Annotated in this window: 17 protein-coding genes; 7 read left to right on the top strand and 10 right to left on the bottom strand. The window is 69.5% G+C overall.

The features are described from left to right. Nucleotides 1-40 precede the first annotated feature (40 nt). Nucleotides 41-277: an Lrp/AsnC family transcriptional regulator gene (locus GEV27_RS12455; protein WP_153652218.1), complete on the top strand. Its 237-nt coding sequence runs from the start codon at nucleotides 41-43 to the stop codon at nucleotides 275-277. 3 nt (nucleotides 278-280) lie between these two features. Further along, on the top strand, nucleotides 281-748 hold the full coding sequence (locus GEV27_RS12460; protein WP_153911580.1) for a DUF3515 domain-containing protein: 468 nt from the start codon (nucleotides 281-283) through the stop codon (nucleotides 746-748). Nucleotides 749-767: 19 nt separating this feature from the next. Here GEV27_RS12460 and GEV27_RS12465 read toward each other — a convergent pair whose 3' ends face one another. After that, on the bottom strand, nucleotides 768-1835 hold the full coding sequence (locus GEV27_RS12465; RefSeq protein WP_153652216.1) for a D-alanine--D-alanine ligase family protein: 1068 nt from the start codon (nucleotides 1833-1835) through the stop codon (nucleotides 768-770). Between the two features lie 36 nt (nucleotides 1836-1871). Between GEV27_RS12465 and GEV27_RS12470 the strand changes: the two genes are divergently transcribed. Beyond that, nucleotides 1872-2939 carry a PLP-dependent aspartate aminotransferase family protein gene (locus GEV27_RS12470; protein ID WP_153911581.1) on the top strand — a complete coding sequence of 356 codons (1068 nt, stop codon included), beginning with the start codon at nucleotides 1872-1874 and terminating at the stop codon, nucleotides 2937-2939. 15 nt (nucleotides 2940-2954) lie between these two features. Here GEV27_RS12470 and GEV27_RS12475 read toward each other — a convergent pair whose 3' ends face one another. Next, nucleotides 2955-3956, bottom strand: coding sequence for an NAD(P)H-dependent glycerol-3-phosphate dehydrogenase (locus tag GEV27_RS12475; protein ID WP_153911582.1), 1002 nt, complete (start codon nucleotides 3954-3956; stop codon nucleotides 2955-2957). Between the two features lie 25 nt (nucleotides 3957-3981). Beyond that, nucleotides 3982-4710, bottom strand: a complete 729-nt coding sequence (locus GEV27_RS12480) for a 1-acyl-sn-glycerol-3-phosphate acyltransferase (RefSeq protein WP_153652213.1) — start codon at nucleotides 4708-4710, stop codon at nucleotides 3982-3984. A 43-nt stretch (nucleotides 4711-4753) separates the two neighbouring features. Between GEV27_RS12480 and GEV27_RS12485 the strand changes: the two genes are divergently transcribed. Further along, complete coding sequence (locus GEV27_RS12485) at nucleotides 4754-4954, top strand: cold-shock protein (protein WP_153911583.1); 201 nt, start codon at nucleotides 4754-4756, stop codon at nucleotides 4952-4954. A 161-nt stretch (nucleotides 4955-5115) separates the two neighbouring features. Here the strand turns inward: GEV27_RS12485 and leuD are convergent, their stop codons facing one another. Both leuD and leuC read right to left on the bottom strand, forming a co-directional pair. Continuing rightward, a complete protein-coding gene (leuD, locus tag GEV27_RS12490) occupies nucleotides 5116-5715 on the bottom strand; it encodes a 3-isopropylmalate dehydratase small subunit (RefSeq protein ID WP_153652211.1) in 600 nt (199 codons plus the stop codon). A gap of 2 nt (nucleotides 5716-5717) precedes the next feature. Further along, nucleotides 5718-7139, bottom strand: a complete 1422-nt coding sequence (gene leuC, locus GEV27_RS12495) for a 3-isopropylmalate dehydratase large subunit (RefSeq protein WP_153911584.1) — start codon at nucleotides 7137-7139, stop codon at nucleotides 5718-5720. Between the two features lie 98 nt (nucleotides 7140-7237). Here leuC and GEV27_RS12500 point away from each other — a divergent pair, with 98 nt between their 5' ends. Next, nucleotides 7238-7954 (top strand): IclR family transcriptional regulator, encoded by a 717-nt coding sequence (locus GEV27_RS12500; RefSeq protein ID WP_153652209.1) that lies wholly within the window; start codon nucleotides 7238-7240, stop codon nucleotides 7952-7954. Between the two features lie 7 nt (nucleotides 7955-7961). Here GEV27_RS12500 and GEV27_RS12505 read toward each other — a convergent pair whose 3' ends face one another. The 4 genes from GEV27_RS12505 to GEV27_RS12520 form a co-directional block, all read right to left on the bottom strand. Next, nucleotides 7962-8402 (bottom strand): hypothetical protein, encoded by a 441-nt coding sequence (locus GEV27_RS12505; RefSeq protein WP_153911585.1) that lies wholly within the window; start codon nucleotides 8400-8402, stop codon nucleotides 7962-7964. Between the two features lie 69 nt (nucleotides 8403-8471). Further along, nucleotides 8472-8975, bottom strand: coding sequence for a Rho termination factor N-terminal domain-containing protein (locus GEV27_RS17585; RefSeq protein WP_208430844.1), 504 nt, complete (start codon nucleotides 8973-8975; stop codon nucleotides 8472-8474). A gap of 93 nt (nucleotides 8976-9068) precedes the next feature. Beyond that, on the bottom strand, nucleotides 9069-9533 hold the full coding sequence (locus GEV27_RS12515; RefSeq protein ID WP_153652206.1) for a methylated-DNA--[protein]-cysteine S-methyltransferase: 465 nt from the start codon (nucleotides 9531-9533) through the stop codon (nucleotides 9069-9071). Further along, a complete protein-coding gene (locus GEV27_RS12520; RefSeq protein ID WP_153911586.1) occupies nucleotides 9530-10975 on the bottom strand; it encodes a DNA-3-methyladenine glycosylase 2 family protein in 1446 nt (481 codons plus the stop codon). Before GEV27_RS12520 ends, GEV27_RS12515 begins: the two co-directional genes overlap by 4 nt. Nucleotides 10976-11075: 100 nt before the next feature. Here GEV27_RS12520 and arr point away from each other — a divergent pair, with 100 nt between their 5' ends. Next, a complete protein-coding gene (gene arr / locus GEV27_RS12525; RefSeq protein ID WP_309222219.1) occupies nucleotides 11076-11510 on the top strand; it encodes an NAD(+)--rifampin ADP-ribosyltransferase in 435 nt (144 codons plus the stop codon). A 146-nt stretch (nucleotides 11511-11656) separates the two neighbouring features. Next, nucleotides 11657-14947, top strand: a complete 3291-nt coding sequence (locus tag GEV27_RS12530; protein WP_194944195.1) for a M14 family metallopeptidase — start codon at nucleotides 11657-11659, stop codon at nucleotides 14945-14947. A gap of 65 nt (nucleotides 14948-15012) precedes the next feature. On the opposite strand, the gene GEV27_RS12535 is transcribed toward GEV27_RS12530, so the two are convergent. Then, nucleotides 15013-18558 (bottom strand): M1 family aminopeptidase, encoded by a 3546-nt coding sequence (locus GEV27_RS12535; protein WP_194944196.1) that lies wholly within the window; start codon nucleotides 18556-18558, stop codon nucleotides 15013-15015. Between the last annotated feature and the right edge of the window lie 60 nt (nucleotides 18559-18618).

Genomic DNA, 18618 nt, shown 5'->3' on the forward strand with positions numbered 1-18618 from the left:
GTAGCGTGGCACAGTCCCCGTCACACCGAAGGAGCACCCGATGGCCGTTCAGGCTTACATCCTCGTCCAGACCGAGGTAGGCAAGGCCGCCGACGTCGCCGTGGCGATCGGTGAGATCCCCGGTGTGACCCTCGCCGAGGACGTCACCGGTCCGTACGACGTCATCGCCCGCGCGGAGGGTCCCTCGATGGACGAGCTCGGCTCGCTGGTCGTGTCCCGGATCCAGACCGTCCCGGGCATCACCCGCACGCTGACCTGCCCGATCGTGCGCATCTGAGCCATGCGCTCGTTCCTGCCCGGCGGCGTCCTTCCCGGCGCCGTCCTGCTGGGCGCGCTGCTGACCGTGTCCGCCTGCAGCCCGGGCCTCGGCGTCGACGCCTACCCGACCGAGCCGGGCACCGACGTCGACTGCCAGGCCCTGTTCGCCGACGCGCCCCGTGAGGTCGCGGGTGAGGACACGATCCGGGTCGACGGTGACAATGCAGTCGCCTGGGGAGCGCCGCCCATCATCATGCGCTGCGGGGTCGAGAAGCCGGCCGACCTGACCCCGTCGTCGGAGTGCTATCCGGTCAAGGACGTCGGCTGGTTCGTCGAGACGACGTCCGACGGATATCTGTTCACCACGATCGGCCGCACGTTCTTCGTCAGCGTCGAGGTGCCGAACGCCTACGACCCCCAGGCCGACGCCCTCGCCGACCTGGCACCGTCCATCACCAAGCACGATCCCCTGGTCAAGCCCTGCGTCTAGTGCCTGGCGGTGCGGTCGGTCAGCGCAGGCCCTTGTCGCGCTGCAACCCGAGCTGGATGAGCCGGTCGACCAGATCTGCGTACCGGACGCCGCTGGCCTCCCAGAGCCGCGGGAACATCGAGTACGGCGTGAATCCAGGCATCGTGTTGATCTCGTTGATGACCAGGCCGTCATCCGTCAGGAAGAAGTCGACCCGGGCCAGGCCCTCGCAGCCCACGGCCTCGAAGGCCTGCACGGCGTACGCCCGGATGCGCTCGCTCAGCGTCACCGAGATGTCGGCCGGCACGACGTTGCTGCTCGTGCCGTCGAGATATTTGGCCTCGAAGTCGTAGAACTCGTGCTCGGACTCCTCGGCGACCGTGATCTCGCCGACGACGCTCGCGGTCGGCTTGCCGGTGGGCCGCTGGATCACGGCACACTCCAGCTCGCGCTTGCCCCGGGCCGCGGACTCCACGATGACCTTGGGGTCGAACTCGCGCGCGGTCAGGACCGCGGTCTCGAGGACGTCCCAGGAGTCGACCATCATGACGCCCGAGCTCGAGCCGGCACGTGCGGGCTTGACGAACACCGGCAGCCCGAGGGCGCGGATGCGGTCCTCGACCTTCGACCGCTCCTGCTTCCACTCCCAGGGACGGATCGTGACGTAGGGCAGCTGGGGCAGGCCCGCGGCGGAGAACACCGTCTTGGTGAACGGCTTGTCCATGCTGACCGCGCTCGCGAGCACGCCCGCGCCGACGTAGCGGACGTCGGCCATCTCGAGGAGCCCCTGGATCGTGCCGTCCTCGCCCCACGGGCCGTGCAGCACGGGGAACGCCACGTCGATGTCACGCAGGCCCTCCCACGCGAACGGCGGCCGGTCGTCGCGCACCGACGGCAGGGTGCCGGCCGGGACGCCGTCCCACTCCGCGGTCTCGTGGACCCAGGCGCCGTCGCGGGTGATGCCGATCGGCACCACGTGGTAGCGGTCGCGGTCGATGACCGCGAGGATCTCGCGCGCGGTGAGGCAGGACACGCCGTGCTCGCTGGATCGGCCGCCGAAGATCACGGCCAGTCGGGGCTTGTCGAGGGAATCGTTGACGAGGCTCATTGCCCAGCACCTTATCGTTCGGTGCACAATGGATCGATGCATGGACACGATCTCTCGCCCGCGACCCTCGCAGTCTCCGCGGGGCGTCCGGACAGGGTCCCGGGGGGACCGCTCAACGCGCCGATCACGATGGCCAGCGCCCTCGTGCCGGGCGGCGGATCCGAGTACGGACGAGCCGGCAATCCCACGTGGGACTCCTTCGAGGCAGTGCTGGGCGCCCTCGAGGGGGGACGTGCCCTGGCCTTCTCCTCCGGGGTCGCAGCCTCCGGCGCGCTGTTCGACCTGGTGCCCGCGAAGTCGATCGTCGTGGCACCCCGGCACGCGTACTACGGCACGATCGAGCAGCTCGTCGAGCGCAACCGCCGTGACCAGATCGACCTGAGGCTCGTCGACATCCACGACACCGAGCAGGTGCTCGCCGCGCTCGAGGGAGCCGCGCTGGTGTGGATCGAGTCACCGACCAACCCGGCCCTCGAGGTCGCCGACATCGAGACGATCGCCCGCGCCGCCGCCGAGGCCGGTGCCGTGGTCGCAGTCGACAACACGTTCGCGACTCCCCTGCGGCAGCGACCGCTCGACCTGGGCGCCGACTTCGTCGTGCACTCGGCGTCCAAGCTGCTCGCAGGTCACAGCGATCTCATCCTCGGGGCGGTCGTCACCAACGACGACCGGGCCTTCACCGCGATCGAGAAGCGCCGCTCGGTGCTTGGAGCGATCCCGGGGGCCATGGAGACCTGGCTGGCCACCCGCGGCGTCCGCACCCTGCACGTGCGCCTGGAGCGGGCCGAGGCCAATGCCCGCGAGCTGCACGAACGGCTCTCCGCAGCCCCTCAGGTGACCCGCAGCCGCTATCCGGGCTTCGGCACGATGATCGCCTTCGAGGTCGAGGGCGGCGCAGCGGTCGCCCAGAAGATGACCGAGCAGAGCGAGATCATCACGTACGCCACGAGCCTCGGCGGCGTGGAGTCGACGTGGGAGCGCCGGCGTCGCCACGCGGGCGAGCCGGAGAGCGTCCCTGAGGGACTGATCCGGTTCTCGGTCGGCATCGAGGACGTCGACGACCTGTGGGCCGACATCCAGAACGTCCTCGCAGCCTGCTCCTGACGGAGCGCGGAGCGGTCAGACGGTCTCGGGCTTGGCCTGGCGCGAGATGAGCCGGCGCACGAGCTCGTCGGGGCTCAGCTCGCCTGCCACCAGCGCTGCGACGTGCTCGACGATCGGCATCTCGACGCCGTTGATCTTCGCGAGCTCGCTGACGGACTGGCAGGACTTCACACCCTCGGCCACCTGACGTGTCTGGGAGGTGACCTCCTCGACGCTCATGCCCTCGCCGAGCTTCTCACCGAACGTCCGGTTGCGGGACAGCGGCGACGAGCACGTCGCGACGAGGTCACCCATGCCGGCCAGTCCCATGAACGTGACGGGGTCCGCGCCGATCGCGACGCCGAGGCGCGCGGTCTCGGCCAGGCCGCGAGTGATGACCGACGCCTTGGTGTTGTCGCCGAAGCCGAGGCCCACGCACACGCCGACGGCGAGGCCGATGATGTTCTTGGCGGTGCCGGCCAGCTCGCAGCCCACGACGTCCGTCATGGAGTAGGGGCGGAACGCCGCGGAGTGCATGAGCTTCTGCAGGTGCTCCGCGACCGACTGGTCCTCGCACGCCACGACGCTCGCAGCGGGCTCACGGTTGGCGATCTCCCGGGCGAGGTTGGGCCCGGAGACGACCGCGATCCGCTCGGGGCCCGCTCCGGTCAGCTCGGCGATGACCTCGCTCATGCGCTTGTGGGTGCCGAGCTCGACACCCTTCATGAGGCTGACGAGGATCGCGTCGGCGGGGATGTGCTCGGCCCACGACTCCAGGTTGGAGCGCAGCTGCTGCGACGGGACGGCCAGGACGACGACCTCCGCGCCGGCAAGGGCGTCCGCAGGATCGGGGGTCGCGGAGATCGCCTCGGGGAGCTCGACGCCCGGCAGGTACTCCGAGTTCTCGTGCTTGTCGTTGATCATGTCGCAGAGCTCGGGCCGACGGCCCCAGAGGCGTACGTCGTTGCCGGCGTCAGCCAGCACCAGGGCGAACGCAGTTCCCCAGGATCCTGCGCCCATCACGGCGATCTGCGCCATTCACGATTCCCATCTGTTGGAGGGCTCAGCCCTGGTACTTGGTCTTGGGCCTGCTCAGTGCGTGCACGTCGATGCGGGGCGTCGAGGGTACCTCGCCGCGCACCTCGGCCATCATCTCAGTCAGGGCGTCCATCAGCTGGGAGGTCGCCTTGGAGAGCAGCTCCTCGGTGAGCGGCTTGCCCTCGAGCTCGGAGAGATCGAGCGGATCGCCGACCCGGACGTGGATCGTCTTGCGGGGGAAGAATCGCGGGCGCTTCGTGTAGGGCCACAGGATCTCCTGCGGCCCCCACTGCATGACCGGGACGAGCGGGCGGCCGGTGGCCAGGGCCACGCGCACCGCTCCCGTACGCCCGGACATCGGCCACGCCGCCGGATCGCGGGTGATCGTCCCCTCGGGGTAGATCGTGACGACGCTGCCTGCCTCGACCGCGGCGATCGCGGCGCGCAGCGACTCCGCCGCGCCCGCCGTGCTGCGGTAGACCGGGATCTGCTCGGCGTTGCGCAGGATGCGGCCGGCCACGGGCAGCGACATCAACGTGTCCTTGGCGAGGAACCGCGGGGGGATGCCTTGGTCGACCATGAAGTGCGAGATCAGGAACGGGTCGAGGTGCGAGAGGTGGTTGGGCGCCAGCACGTATCCGCCCGTGGGGAGCTTGTCCTGGCCCTGCCAGTCACGCTTGGTGATCAGCATCAGCACGGGCCGAAGGAAGAACACGATGACCCGCAAGGTCTTCGGGAAGTGACGACGCTCCATGAGGGGAGCCTAGTCCCGAGTGCTCGGGACTAGGGTGTGGGACATGCAAGGCACCGTGGCGAGCTTCGACGAGACGACCCGATCAGGTCATCTGCTGACCGACCAGGGCATGTCGATCACGTTCGCTGCCGAGTCCCTCGCCGACCACATCCGCCATCTGCGGATCGGCCAGCGGGTCTTCGTCGAGACCGACGGCCCGACCGACACCGCCACCTCGATCAGCATCTTCCCCACCCCCCGCTGACGCGCGCCTCCCGTCCGCTGACGCGCGCCTCCCGTCCGCTGACGGGAGGGTTCCGTCCGCTGACGGGAGGGTTCCGTCCGCTTCGCGGCGTACCGGGGGGCTCCCCTCGACGTACCGGAGGCTCCCCTCGGCGGACCGGAGGCGCGCGTCAGCGGTGGGGGTTAGAGGGTGGCGGGCTTGAAGGAGGGGCGGGCGGCTTCGTACGCGACGATGTCGTCCTCGTGGCTCAGCGTGATCCCCACGTCGTCGAGGCCCTCCAGCAGGCGCCAGCGCGTGTAGTCGTCGATCGTGAACGAGTCCTCGATCGCATCGACGCCCTCACCCGCCTTGACCGTCCGGGTCTCCAGGTCGACCGTGATGGACGCACCCGGGTTCTCGTCGAGGTAGTCCCAGAGTCGCTGGACGACCTTCTCGTCGACCTGCGCGGCGAGCAGCCCGGCCTTGCCCGAGTTGCCCCGGAAGATGTCGGCGAATCGCGGCGAGATGACGACCTTGAAGCCGTAGTTCTGCAGCGCCCAGACCGCGTGCTCACGCGACGAGCCCGTGCCGAAGTCGGGACCCGCGACCAGGACCGTCGCGTCCTTGTAGGCGTGCTGATTGAGGACGAAGTCGGGGTCGTTGCGCCACGCGGAGAACAATCCCTCCTCGAAGCCGTCGCGGGTGACCTTCTTGAGCCAGACCGCCGGGATGATCTGGTCGGTGTCGACATTGCTGCGGCGCAGCGGTGCACCGACGCCGGTGTGGGACGAGAACTTCTCCATGGTCAGGCTCCTGCCTTCTCGAGCTGAGCGAGGTCGGCCGGCCCGGCCAGGTGGCCGAGCACGCCGGTCGCGACGGCGACGTCGGGCGACACGAGGTGCGTACGCCCGCCCTTGCCCTGGCGTCCCTCGAAGTTGCGGTTGGACGTCGACGCGCTGCGCTCCCCCGGGACGAGCTGGTCGGGGTTCATGCCGAGGCACATCGAGCAGCCCGCTCCGCGCCACTCGGCGCCCGCGTCCTTGAAGATCACGTCGAGGCCCTCCTGCTCGGCCTGCAGACGTACGCGCACCGAGCCCGGCACCACGAGGATGCGGGTGTCGTCGGCGACCTTGTGACCCTTGATCAGGTCGGCTGCGACGCGCAGGTCCTCGATGCGTCCGTTGGTGCAGGAGCCGATGAAGACCGTGTCGACCTTGATGTCCTTCATCGGGGTGCCGGCCTCGAGCCCCATGTAGCGCAGGGCGTTCTCGGCGGCGACCCGCTCATTGTCGTCCTCGAACGTGGCCGGGTCGGGGACGTTGCCCGACAGCGCGACGCCCTGACCGGGGTTGGTGCCCCAGGTGACGAACGGCGTGATCGTCGAGGCGTCGATCGTGATGACCTTGTCGAACTCGGCGTCCTCGTCGGTGACCAGGCTGTCCCAGTGCGCGACCGCCGCGTCCCAGTCGGCACCGGTCGGGGCCGATGGACGACCCTTGAGGTAGTCGTACGTCGTCTGATCGGGCGCGATCAGACCGGCCTTGGCGCCCCACTCGATCGACATGTTGCAGATCGTCATGCGGGCTTCCATCGACAGCTTGCGGATCGCCTCGCCGCGGTACTCCACGATGTAGCCCTGGCCGCCGCCGGTGGTCTCCTGGGTGATCAGCGCGAGGATCAGGTCCTTGGCGGTCGAACCGGCCGGCAGCTCGCCGATGACCTCGACGGCCATCATCTTGGGCTTGGCCTGCGACAGGGACTGCGTCGCGAGGACGTGCTCGACCTCGGACGTCCCGATCCCGAACGCGATCGAGCCGAATGCGCCGTGGGTCGAGGTGTGCGAGTCGCCGCACACGATCGTCATGCCCGGCTGGGTCAGGCCGAGCTGGGGACCGACGACGTGGACGATGCCTTGGTCGATGTCGCCCATGGGGTGCAGCCGGACGCCGAACTCCTCGCAGTTGCGACGCAGCGTCTCGACCTGCGTGCGCGACACGAGATCCGCGATCGGCTTGTCCAGGTCGGTCGTCGGGATGTTGTGGTCCTCGGTTGCGAGGGTCAGGTCGGGGCGACGAACCGTACGGCCGGAGAGGCGCAGACCGTCGAACGCCTGCGGGCTCGTGACCTCGTGGATGAGGTGAAGATCGATGTAGAGGAGGTCCGGCTCGCCCTCGTGACGGCGTACGACGTGCTCTTCCCAGATCTTCTCGGCAAGTGTCTTGCCCATGGCGCTCTCCTCGGGGTCCCCCGCATGCGGGGCTGTGGGTTCGTAGCTCGGCGATCTCGCCGCTTGCGTCTCACAATGCGATACGGCAGTATCAAGACATGGACAACTCTAGCGGAGTCGGCGTTCTCGACAAAGCGGCCATGGTGCTCGCAGCGCTCGAGCCCGGACCGGCGACACTCGCAGGCCTCGTGGCCAGCACCGGCCTCGCCCGACCGACCGCGCATCGCCTCGCCGTCGCTCTCGAACATCATCGGCTCGTCGCCCGCGACATGCAAGGAAGGTTCATCCTCGGACCCCGGCTCGGCGAGCTCGCCGCGGCGGCCGGCGAGGACCGCCTGCTGGCGGCAGCCGGCCCCGTCCTGGCCCGGCTGCGTGACATCACGGGCGAGTCGGCCCAGCTGTTCCGCCGCCAGGGCGACTTCCGGGTCTGCGTCGCGGCCGCGGATCGCCCCACCGGTCTGCGGGACTCGATCCCCGTCGGCGGCCAGCTGACCATGAGCGCCGGCTCGGCCGCCCAGGTGCTGCTGTCCTGGGAGGATCCCGAGCGCATGAACAAGGGGCTGCTCAAGGCCACCTTCTCCGCCGCCGAGCTGTCCGCCGTACGCCGTCGCGGCTGGGCCCAGAGCGTCGGCGAGCGCGAGAACGGTGTGGGGTCGGTGTCGGCGCCCGTCCGCTCACCCTCCGGCAAGGTCGTCGCAGCGGTCTCGGTCTCCGGCCCGCTCGAGCGCCTCACCCGCCAGCCCGGCCGCATGCACGCCCCCGCAGTCGTCGCCGCGGCCGAGCGGCTCTCGCAGAGCCTGCGCCGCAGCAGCTGACGGCTCGCTAGGCCGCGAGGTCGTCGGGGGCCGCGATGCGGACGCACACGTCGTTGGCGAGGAATACCGGCCAGACGTCGACGGGTGCCCGGCGTCCGGCGTCGTCGAGCCCACGTGCCCAGCAGCGATCGTCCGCGCGGTGGTCGTCGGGACCCGGGCGGGCGTACATCAGCGCGAGGGATCCGCCGGGGGCGTGGTCGAGGACCACGGACGTCAACGTCCCGAACAGGCTGCGGACCATGGCGGGATCGGGACGATCGGGGCAGTCCTCGATCTTCATGAACACCGAGGTCCACTCCCCCTCGGGCCCGAGCATCACGCACCACAGCTGCGGTCGCGTGAAGCCCCACGGACCCTTGAGGGATCGCCAGAAGCGGTCGAGATCGGCGACGACGCGCAGAGGTGGCATCTGGTCGGGCGGCAGGAGCGGAGGTATCTCGTCGGTCATGCTCCGACCCTGCTCCGATTCGCGGGGCACGTCGAACGATCGTCCACAGGCGGGCCCGGACCCCCTGGGTCAGGACAGGGCGGCGACGAGCTCGTCCTTGCGCATCCGCGAGTAGCCCGGGATGCCCTGCTCGCGGGCCGCGGCGCGCAGCTGGGCGACCGTACGCTCGGCGACCGGGACGGTCTCGAGGGGAAGCGCCGAGTCGGCCGTCGATGCGGTCTCGACGGGGGCCTGTGCAGGGGTCTCGGCGGGAACCGTCACCTTCGCGGCCCCTTCCACATCGGCCTGCTTGCTCGCCTTGGCCTCATTGGACTTCTTGGCCTCGTCGGACTTCTTGGCCTTCTTGACCTTCTTGGTCTTCTTGGCCGACGAGCTCGCGGACGCCCGCAGCTTCTTGGCCTCCGCCTTGAGCCCGGAGGTCTTCTTCTCGAGCTTGCCGACGTTCTTCTCGAGCCCGGCGATCGTGCTCTTGAGCTTCTTGATCGTGGCGCGGGCGATGTCCAGCTCGGTGTCGGCGGACTTCTTCGACCGCTTGGACTTGGTGCTGGTCGCGGTCTTGCTCTTGGTGGCCATGGCGCTCCTCAGACGGGACGGGGTTGCTCCAGATCGTGCCATCCCCAGATGAGCAGCGGGGTCAGATCGGCCGTGTCGGTGCTGGCATCCGCGTCAGAAGAGGCCGGGACGCTCGAGGTCGAGCAGGGTGCGCTTGCGCTCGACGCCGCCCGCGTAGCCGGTCAACGTCCCGTTGGACCCGATGACCCGGTGGCACGGCACCACGATCGGGATCGGGTTGGCGCCGTTGGCCGCGCCGACCGCACGGGAGATCACCGGCTCGTAGCCGAGGCGACGGGCGATGTCGCCGTAGCTCGCGGTCTCGCCGTAGGGGATGCGCTGGAGCTCGGCCCACACCTTGCGCTGGAACTCGGTCCCGTCGCTGGCCAGGGGCAGGTCGAACTCGGTGCGGTCGCCCGCGAAGTACTCCCCCAGCTGCTCCTCGGCGCGATCCAGGAGCGGATCGGCGCACCGCCGGCCCACGGGTGGCCCGGCGTCGAAGCGAATCGCGGTGATCAGGCCGGCGGACGCGTGCAGCCGCAGAGCGCCGATCGGTGAGCTCATCCATCGAGTGGTCATGGTGCTGTCCTTTCGCTGGCGGAGGTGGCACGCCACAGGTGCATGCCGGCGTAGGAGCGCCAGGGACGCCATCGGTCGGTGTCGTCCGGGGTCAGGCCGTGGCGCTCGAGCTCGCGCCTCAGGACCAGATCGGTCGTGAGCAGGACGTCGGGATGGCCGAGGCCGCGCATCACGATGTAGTCGGCCGTCCAGGGGCCGATGCCGCGCATCTCGAGCAGCTGCTCGCGGACCGCATCGCGGTCGACGCCGGGATCGAGATCGAGCTTGCCGTCGGCCACGGCCTGCGACAGCCCGATGATCGTCCTCGCACGGGACTGCGGCATGCCGAGGGTGGTGGGATCGGCGTCGGCGAACGCCTCGGGCGGCGGGAAGGCGTGCGTCAGGCCGAAGGCCGAGGCGAGGGCGAAGTCGACCGGGGTGCCCCGGGTGGGCACCTGCCGCCCGAGCACGGTGTTTGCCCCGGCGACGGAGACCTGCTGGCCGACGATCGTGCGCACCGCGAGCTCGAAGGCGTCGACGTGGGAGGGCACTCGCAGTCCGGGCGCCTCGGCGACCAGCGGGGCCAGGACGCGATCGGCGCGCAGCACCTCGTCGATCGCGACCGGATCCGCGTCGAGGTCGAGCATGCGGCGGGCCCGCCCGATCGCGACCGCGGTGTCACGCAGATCGGCCAGCTCGAGCTCGCAGTCGACCCGGTCGTCGTGGATCGTCAGCGACATCACGCCGAGCCCGTGGGGCAGGCGGAGCACCCGGGCGTACGTGCGACCCTGCACGGTCTCGACACCCGGCAGGACGTGCGCAGCCAGGAAGTCGAGCAACGACTCGCCATGGAACGGCTGCCGGACCGCGAGACGCACCGCGATGCGTCCAGTGGGCGTGCCGCGCCGGCGCCCCCGCATCTCGGTCGGCGTCAGCGCGTACGCCTGGCGCACCGAGTCGTTGAACTGGCGGATCGAGGCGAATCCGGCAGCGAAGGCGATGTCGCCCATCGGCATCTCGGTGGTCTCGATCAGCACCCGTGCGGCCTGAGCGCGATTGCTGCGCGCCAGGGCGAGCGGTCCGGCGCCGAGCTCCTGGGTGAGCATCCGGGTCACGTGCCGCTGGCTGTAGCCGAGGCGATCGGCCAGCCCCTCGACACCCTCGCGCTCGATGACGCCGTCGGAGATCAGCCGCATCGCCCGCCCGACCGCGTCCGCGCGGACATTCCACTCCGGCGAGCCGGGCGTCGTGTCGGGGCGGCACCGTCGGCACGCCCGGTAGCCGGCCTCCTGCGCAGCCGCGGCCGTCGGGTGGAAGGTGACGTTGTGCGCCTTGGGGGTGACGGCCGGGCACGACGGACGGCAATAGATGCCGGTCGTCCGCACTGCGGTGTAGAACACCCCGTCGAAGCGCGCGTCGCGCGCCTGCACGGCCCGGTAGCAGCGCTCGTGGTCGGTGATCATGACTCCATCATGACTCGCCCTGCCGACAGTCACTGGCGGCTATCGGACATGGACGGCACAATCGTCCCCACGGCCGACGACCCGCGACGAAAGAGGCCTCGTGAGCAGCTCGCAAGGACCCACACCGTTCGAGGTCCACCCCTCAGGATCGCTGCTCCACGGGACCAGGGCCCAGCTCGAGATCGGCGATCTGCTGGTGCCCGGCCGGCTCTCCAACTTCGAGGAGGAACGGGTCATGAATCACGTGTACGTCACGCAGACGCTGGACGCCGCTGCGTGGGGTGCCGAGCTCGCGGCGGGCGACGGACGTCCGCGCATCTACGTCGTGGAGCCCCTCGGCGAGCCCGAGGACGATCCCAACGTGACGGACAAGAAGATGCCGGGCAATCCGACGCGCTCGTTCCGCACCCGCGAACCGGTCAGGATCGTCGGCGAGCTGGACGACTGGCAGGGGCACTCGCCCGCGCAGATCCGGTCGATGATCGACGGCCTGGCGGAGCTGCGACGCCTGGGCAGGGCCGTCATCCACGACTGAGCCGGGGCATCTCGCGCCCCCGACGTCATGTTAATGCTGCGTAAAACGTAGCCAAACGACCGGCAAGTCAGGCAGTCTGTCTTCACCATGGGGTGCCGTCCGTGCCGGACGGCACCTTCCGCACCCCCACAGGAACGAGCCCATCCGTGAGGAAATCTCGCGCTCTCATCGGTGTGACCGGTATGGCGCTCGCCGCAACCTGCGTGCTGTCCAGCACCAGTGGCGCGGCGTCCGCCGTCGAACCGTCCCCCAGCGCCTCCAGCCCGACCCCCGGCCGCGGCCCCTCGACCGCCGCGAAGGTCGATCCGCTCAGCAAGGCCCAGGTGGTCCGCCGGGCCGCCGAGACTGCGGTCGCCGGCGATCCGATCGACATGCCCACGTCGTACCCGTACCAGCCGGATCTGAAGATCTACCGGCCGAACGCCGACGACGCCGCCAGCTCGGCCGAGCTGATCGGGCACCCCGAGATCGCCTCGAAGCTGCTCGATCTCATGGAGACCAGCAACCGGGTGTCGGCGCAGGTCGTGGGCCAGTCGACGGAGGGCCGCGATCTCTACCTGGTGACGGTCACCGCGCCCGAGAGCGCGGACGAGACCGCGCAGCAGACCGCCTGGAAGAACAAGATCAAGACCGATCCGGCCGCTGCCGCGACGGACAAGGCGCTGCTCGAGAACTACAAGACGCCGGTCTGGATCAGCAACAACATCCACGGCAACGAGTGGGAGGGCACCGACGCGGCGATGAAGTACATCGACTACCTCGCCACGGCTCCCATCGCCGAGGTGCGCAGCATCCTCGCGAACAACCGCCTGTACTTCTCGCCGTCGCTCAACCCTGACGGTCGCACCAACGCGACCCGCGCCACCGCGCTGGGACTCGATCCCAACCGCGACATGATCACCAACTCGACGCCCGAGACGAAGTCGTTCATCCGTCAGGCACAGGCGATCCAGCCGATCTACGCCGCGGACTTCCACGGGTACACCAGCGTGCTGCAGATGGAGCCCACCGGCCCGCCGCACGGCTCCAACTACGAGTACGACCTGATCATGCCGCACAACTACGCGCTCGCGCTCAAGGTCGAGAAGGACGTCGTCGCCGCGGACATCCCCGGCAACACGTACTACAACACCACGACTGGCCGGGTCGTCAACGAGAACACGTCGGCCGAGACCGCACACATCAAGATCCCCTACCGCGACACCCCGGACGGATGGGATGACTTCCCGCCGATCTTCACGGCGCAGTACAACTCGTTCTACGGAGCCGCCGCAGCGACGGTCGAGCTGCCCAAGAGCCGCAACGGCACCCCGAGCGGGCGCCAGTCGCCAGCGAACGCGGTCATCAACTCCGCCGTCGCGTACAAGACGATGGACAGCATCGTCGACTACATGAACACCGCCGGCAACGCGCGGGACATGATCAAGAACCAGATCGAGACCTTCCGTCGTGGCGTCGCGGGCGAGCCCAAGGACAACCTGACCGTCGACAAGGTCAAGAGCGTCCCGGGACCGACCCAGTGGCAGCCGTTGTGGGACGTCGTGGACGACCAGGACAAGATCACCCTGCCGCGCGCGTACGTCATCCCGGTCGGCGAGGGACAGCGCTCCAAGAGCGATGCGACCCGCCTGGTCGATCAGCTGATCACCCACGACATCGAGGTCGGCACGCTCGACGCCGCCACCACGATCGACGGCACGACGTACCCCAAGGGCTCCTACGTCATCGACATGCACCAGCCGCTGCGCGGACTGGCCAACTCCCTGCTCGACCTCGGTGAGGACATCTCCAACAAGGTGCCCTCGATGTACGACATCTCGGCGTGGAGCTACTCGTACACCTGGGGCGCCACGGTCGACAAGATCGGCCTGACCACGGAGGCTCCCGTCGGAGCCACCACGCCGATCAAGGCGGCGACTCCCCAGGAGTCGATCCCCACCAAGGCCGGCTACCTGACGTTCGACGTCGCAGGCGTCCCCGACTACCAGGCCCTCAATGCCCTCCTCGAGGAGGACGCGCGTGTCTCGATGCTCGCCGACGGCTCGGTCGTCGTCGGGCCCGAGGCGTACGACGCAGCCAAGAAGGCTGCCTCGGCATACGACATCGACGTCGAGGCGGCCACCAAGGCCGATCTCGATGCCCTCGATGACGAGGACACCAAGGCGCTGCAGGATCTCACGATCGCCTACGTCGGCACGCAGGACGACAGGCTCTCCCTGCAGCAGCTCGGCTTCGACGATCTGGTGCAGGTGACCGCCGACTCGGTCAACGCCAACCCGCAGCTGCTCGACGGGATCGACGTCCTGTGGATCGGGACGACGTTCAACACCGCTGACCGGGCCGCCTCCGGCTCGAACCCGGCCGTGAGCTTCGCCCCCGCCCGTGGCGCCGTGCAGGCCTTCCTCGACGAGGGCGGCGCACTGCTCGGTCGCTCGAACGCTGCGTTCAACGCGGCCTCGTCGTTCGGTCTCATGAGCGGCACGGTCGTCAACGGCAACAGCTCCGGCAACGGCATCGTCGCGGTCGACACGCCTGCGGACTCGGTGCTCGCGCCGTACAAGCAGGACAGCGCGTTCATCTACCCGGCCTACTCGTTCACGTCGCTCGGCGAGAACGTGAAGGTCGAGCAGAGGTACGCCGCGAACCCGCTGCTCGCGGGCCACTGGCGTGCGAGCGGCGCCTCCGCGGCGACGAACGGTCCGAGCACGGCCGCAGGCCAGGCCTCGGTCGTGTCGTCCGAGAACGCCACGACCGGAGCCCGCTCGATGGTCTTCGGCACGTCGGTGTTCTTCCGCACCCACACCAAGGGCGGCATGAGCCAGGCCGCACGCGGTCTGTTCTGGGCCGCCCCCGCGGGCGACCCCGTCGTCGCCCCGGGTGGGTCGAGCGTGGCCATCACGTCGGCCAAGGGGGTCACGTACCCGCGAGCGGCCACCGTGACCGTCCGCGCCGAGGACGCCGAGGGCACGGCTCTCGACGGCACCGTCACCCTGCGAGCCGGCACCAAGGTGCTGGCGACCGGTACGACCAGCGGTGGCAAGGCGAGCCTGAAGGTGCAGGGTCTGCGCCCCGGGACCACCTCCGTGGTCGCCACGTTCGAGCCTTCGTCGGCGAGCTACGGCTCCTCGACGAGCGCCCCGGCCTCGATCAGCGTGGCCAAGGCAAGCTCGTCGCTGTCGCTGAAGGTCAAGAAGTGGAAGAACGCCAGGAAGGCGCGGGTCACGGTCAAGCTGATCGCGCCCGGCGTCAAGACCGCAGGCTCGGTCGTCATCACCGACAAGGGCAAGAAGGTCAAGACCGTTCGCGTCGACGCCAACAAGTCCGAGGTCATCACCCTGAAGCTCAAGAAGGGCACGCACAAGCTGCGGGTCACCTTCGCGGGCAACGGGCTGACCAAGTCCAGCAAGAGCAAGACGGTGAAGGTCACGATCCGCTGATCTCCGCCTGACACACCGCGGCCCGGCTCCCCACAGGGAGCCGGGCCGTTGTGCTGTCCCCCTGCCTACCGGACCTTGCCGGTCTTCGCGCTGGTGCTGCCCCACGTGACATAACCGGTCTTCCTGGCCACGACTCGCACGGTGATGCGATCGCCGCGGTACGCCTTCTTGAGCGTGAGCGTCGGCCGGTTGCTGCCGACGCGGTGCCCGTCCGCGTACCACTTGTAGGACAGCTTGACGCCCTTGTCGTAGGTCGCCTTCTTCACGGTCAGCGTGCGGCCGACCTTGGGCGTCCCCTTGATGGACGGCCTCGGGCGACGGGTCTGCGTGCCCAGGGCGACGCGGTGACCGGCGCTGGTCCGGGAGACGGCGGTGTAGCCCGCCTTGGAACCGGTCACGACCACCGACAGCGTGCGGCCCCGATCGGCTGCCGTGATCTTGTACGTCGTGGAGGTGGCGCCGCGGATCGCCTTGCCTTCCAGCAACCACTGGTAGCCCAGCCGCACGCCGTCGTCCCAGGAACCCGGACGCGCGGTGACCTTCTTGCCCACCGCGACACTGCCGCTGACGGTCGGCCTGGGGGTCCTGACGAGATCGCCCGTCGCCACCTCGTCGGTGGGGTCACTGGTCCTCGTCGCCGGCGCGTAGCGCGCCCGCGTACCGGTCACCGCGAACGTGATGCGCTTGCCCGCCGCGTCACCGGCGGGGACGTACGTCAGGCCTGTCGCGCCCTCGACGGCCTGGTCGCCGGCGAACCACTGGTACGCGAGAGACACGCCCTCGGGCCACGTCCCGGGATCACCGGTCAGCGGGGCGCCAACCTTCGGCGTCCCCGAGATCGTCGGCTTGGGCGTCTCGGTCTGCTCGGCAGGCGCGATGGCGACCGGCTTGCTGGTGCGGCTCGCCGGGATCGCATAGCCGGCCTTGGTCCCGGTGACCGTCACCGTCAGCGGCAGGCCGACCTGGTCCAGCGTCGGGGTGAACGTCGCGCCGGTGGCACCCGCGACTTCTTCACCGTCGACCGCCCACTGATAGGTGAACGCCGTACCGGTGTCCCACGTGCCGGGATCGGCCGTGACAGGTGCGAGTGCGCGCGGGACGCCGCTCAGGGTGGGCCTGGGCAGACTGCCGAACTCCCCGGTCGCGATCGCCCCGGTCGCGGCGCTGGTCCTGGCCGTGGTGACGAAACCGGCCTTGGTGCCGGTCACCGTCACCGTGACCGTCTGACCGATCTGAGCGGCGAGCGACGGGGTGAAGGTGGGACCGGTTCCGCCGTTGGCGGCCGAGACGTTGGTGCCGTTCGTCGCCCACTGGTAGGTGAAGAACGTGCCGGGCTCCCAGGTGCCGACGTCGGCCACCAGCGTCCTGCCGATCTGCGGCGTGCCGGAGACCGTCGGGATCGACCCGGGCTGGGTCGCCCGCGCGACCGCGGCCGTGGGCTCGCTGGTCCTGGTGACCGGTGATGCCGAGCCCTTGGACCCGGTCACCCGCACGCGGACCGCGAGGCCCACGGCTGACACGTCGGGTGTGAAGGTCTCCTTGGTGGCACCCGCGACCGGCGAGTCGTCGACCAGCCACTGGTACGCGAACGTCGTGCCGGAGGCCCATCCGGGCGTCCCCGCGGTCAGCTGCTGGCCCACGACGGGCGTGCCGGCGACGGTCGGCAGAGCCGAGGGCGCGACCGGTGGTGCGCCCACCACGATGGACGTCGTGCAGTCGACGCACGTGGCGCCGAGCGTGCTGGCCCGAGCGGACGCCTTGAGGGCGGCCCCGGTCGAGTCGGGTGCGGTGGTCAGCGGGATCGACACGGTCGAGGTGGCGCCGACCGCGGTCGTCGGGACGGCCCACGTCAGGGTGCTGCCATCGATCGTCGTGCCGGCCGGCAGCTCGCCCAGCGTCGCGTCGTCGAGGACGTCGTCCAGGTCCACGATGACGACGCTTCCGGTCTGCGTGACCCGGCCCGTGTTGCGGCTCGTCAGCGTGAAGCTGATCGCCTCGTCCGCGCCGACAGGTGCGCTCGGCGCGGCGAGGGTGAGATCGAACTTCGAGGGCCACGCGGGCTTGCCGGTGGTGTAGACCCACTCCTCGAAGAACGCAGTGAGGTCGCGGCCCGAGATCTCCTCGGCCAGCGCGATGAAGTCAGCCGTCCGCTTGCTCGTGCCGCCGTAGCGGGCCTGCCACTGCTCCATCACCCGAGCGAAGTCCCGGCCGCCGATCGCGGTGCGCAGCGCCTCGAGGGTCATGGATCCGCGGGTGTACGTCGGGCGGCCGAACAGCTGCTCGGCCCTGGCCATCTTGGCGACCGGGACGCTCCACAGCGCGTTCGTCGGGGCGGTGTTGTTCCACGACGTGAAGTACGAGGACTCCGTGCTGGTGGTCGAGGAGCCCGAGCCCTCGTACGTGAGCTGGGCCTCGGCGTACGTCGCCGGGCCCTCGTTGAGCCAGATGTCGTTCCAGTCCACGGGCGAGACGTTGTCGCCGAACCACTGGTGCATGACCTCGTGGATCGTGGTCCCGCGGCTCGCACTGTTGGGGAAGAACGAGCGGTCCTGGGTCTCCAGGGCGTAGTTGATCTCGCTCGGCACGACGTCGGTGACCAGACCGGTGCTGTTGCCCGGGTACGGGCCGTACCTGCTCTCCAGGAAGTCGAGGATCTGCTTGAGCTGGGCCCGCGTCGACTGGGTGGTCTGCTGGTTGCCCACCGAGATGGCCGGGTCGATGAACGACCACTCCTTGATCGTGCGGCCGCTGGCGAGCGCGATGTCCGACTCGTACATGTCGTAGCGACCGACCGAGATCAGCGAGAGCTCGCTGGCCATCTGCTTGGTCTGCTCCCAGACCCAGGTCGTGCGCGCACCGCTGTCGCTGCGCGTGCGGGACGTCAGCTCGCCGTTGCTGACGACTGCCGCGTCGCGCAGGCCGGGGTTCGCAGCTGCGGCCTGCGCCGAGGTGCCCAGCCTGCTCGGCGCATCCACCGTGATCGTGTACGTGGCCTTGTCCCGCGGGGTGTTGTTGTTGGGGAACACCGTCATCGAGCCGACCGGCTGGTTGACGAACGTGGCGCCGTCGGTGGTGTTGTTCCAGCCCTCGTAGGAGCCGTCGGTGTCGGTGTGGCGGACAGGGGTGCCGTGATATCTCACGACGGTCGTGAACTCGCCGATGACCGGACGCGACGGGGTCACGATCAGCTTGTGCTCATCGGTCGTGGCGTCGGACTCGGTGGTGTTCTCGATGCGAGTGAAGGTGGCCGGGGCGCCGTCCACGGCCACGGAGTCCACGTTGAGCGTGCTGGCGTCCAGATCACCCACCGAACCCTGGAAGTCGAATGCGTACGACGCGAGCGGAGCATCGGTCGTCCGCGCCGTGACGGTCGTGGTCGCAGCCGGAAAAGTGGTCGTCGCGGGAGCGTTGTTGGTCGACGACACGGCCACGTCGACCTTGAGCTCGATGTCGTAGTGCAATGCGTCGTAGCCGCTGTTTCCCTGTCGCGGGAAGAGGCTGTCGCCGGCGCTCAGCCCACCATTCACCGGGTCGGCCGCGTACGCCGTCCCGGCTCCCGCCGTGGCGACGAGCGTCCCGCTGACCAGTGCCAACGACAGGAGTCTTCCCATGTGCCGTGCTCGGAGCGTCATGCGCCCTCCATCTGTGTCGTGCCCGCGAGGCCCTGCCGC

Origin of the sequence: Aeromicrobium sp. S22 (assembly GCF_009661045.1) — a bacterium.
GTDB classification, from domain to species: Bacteria; Actinomycetota; Actinomycetes; order Propionibacteriales; family Nocardioidaceae; genus Aeromicrobium; species Aeromicrobium yanjiei.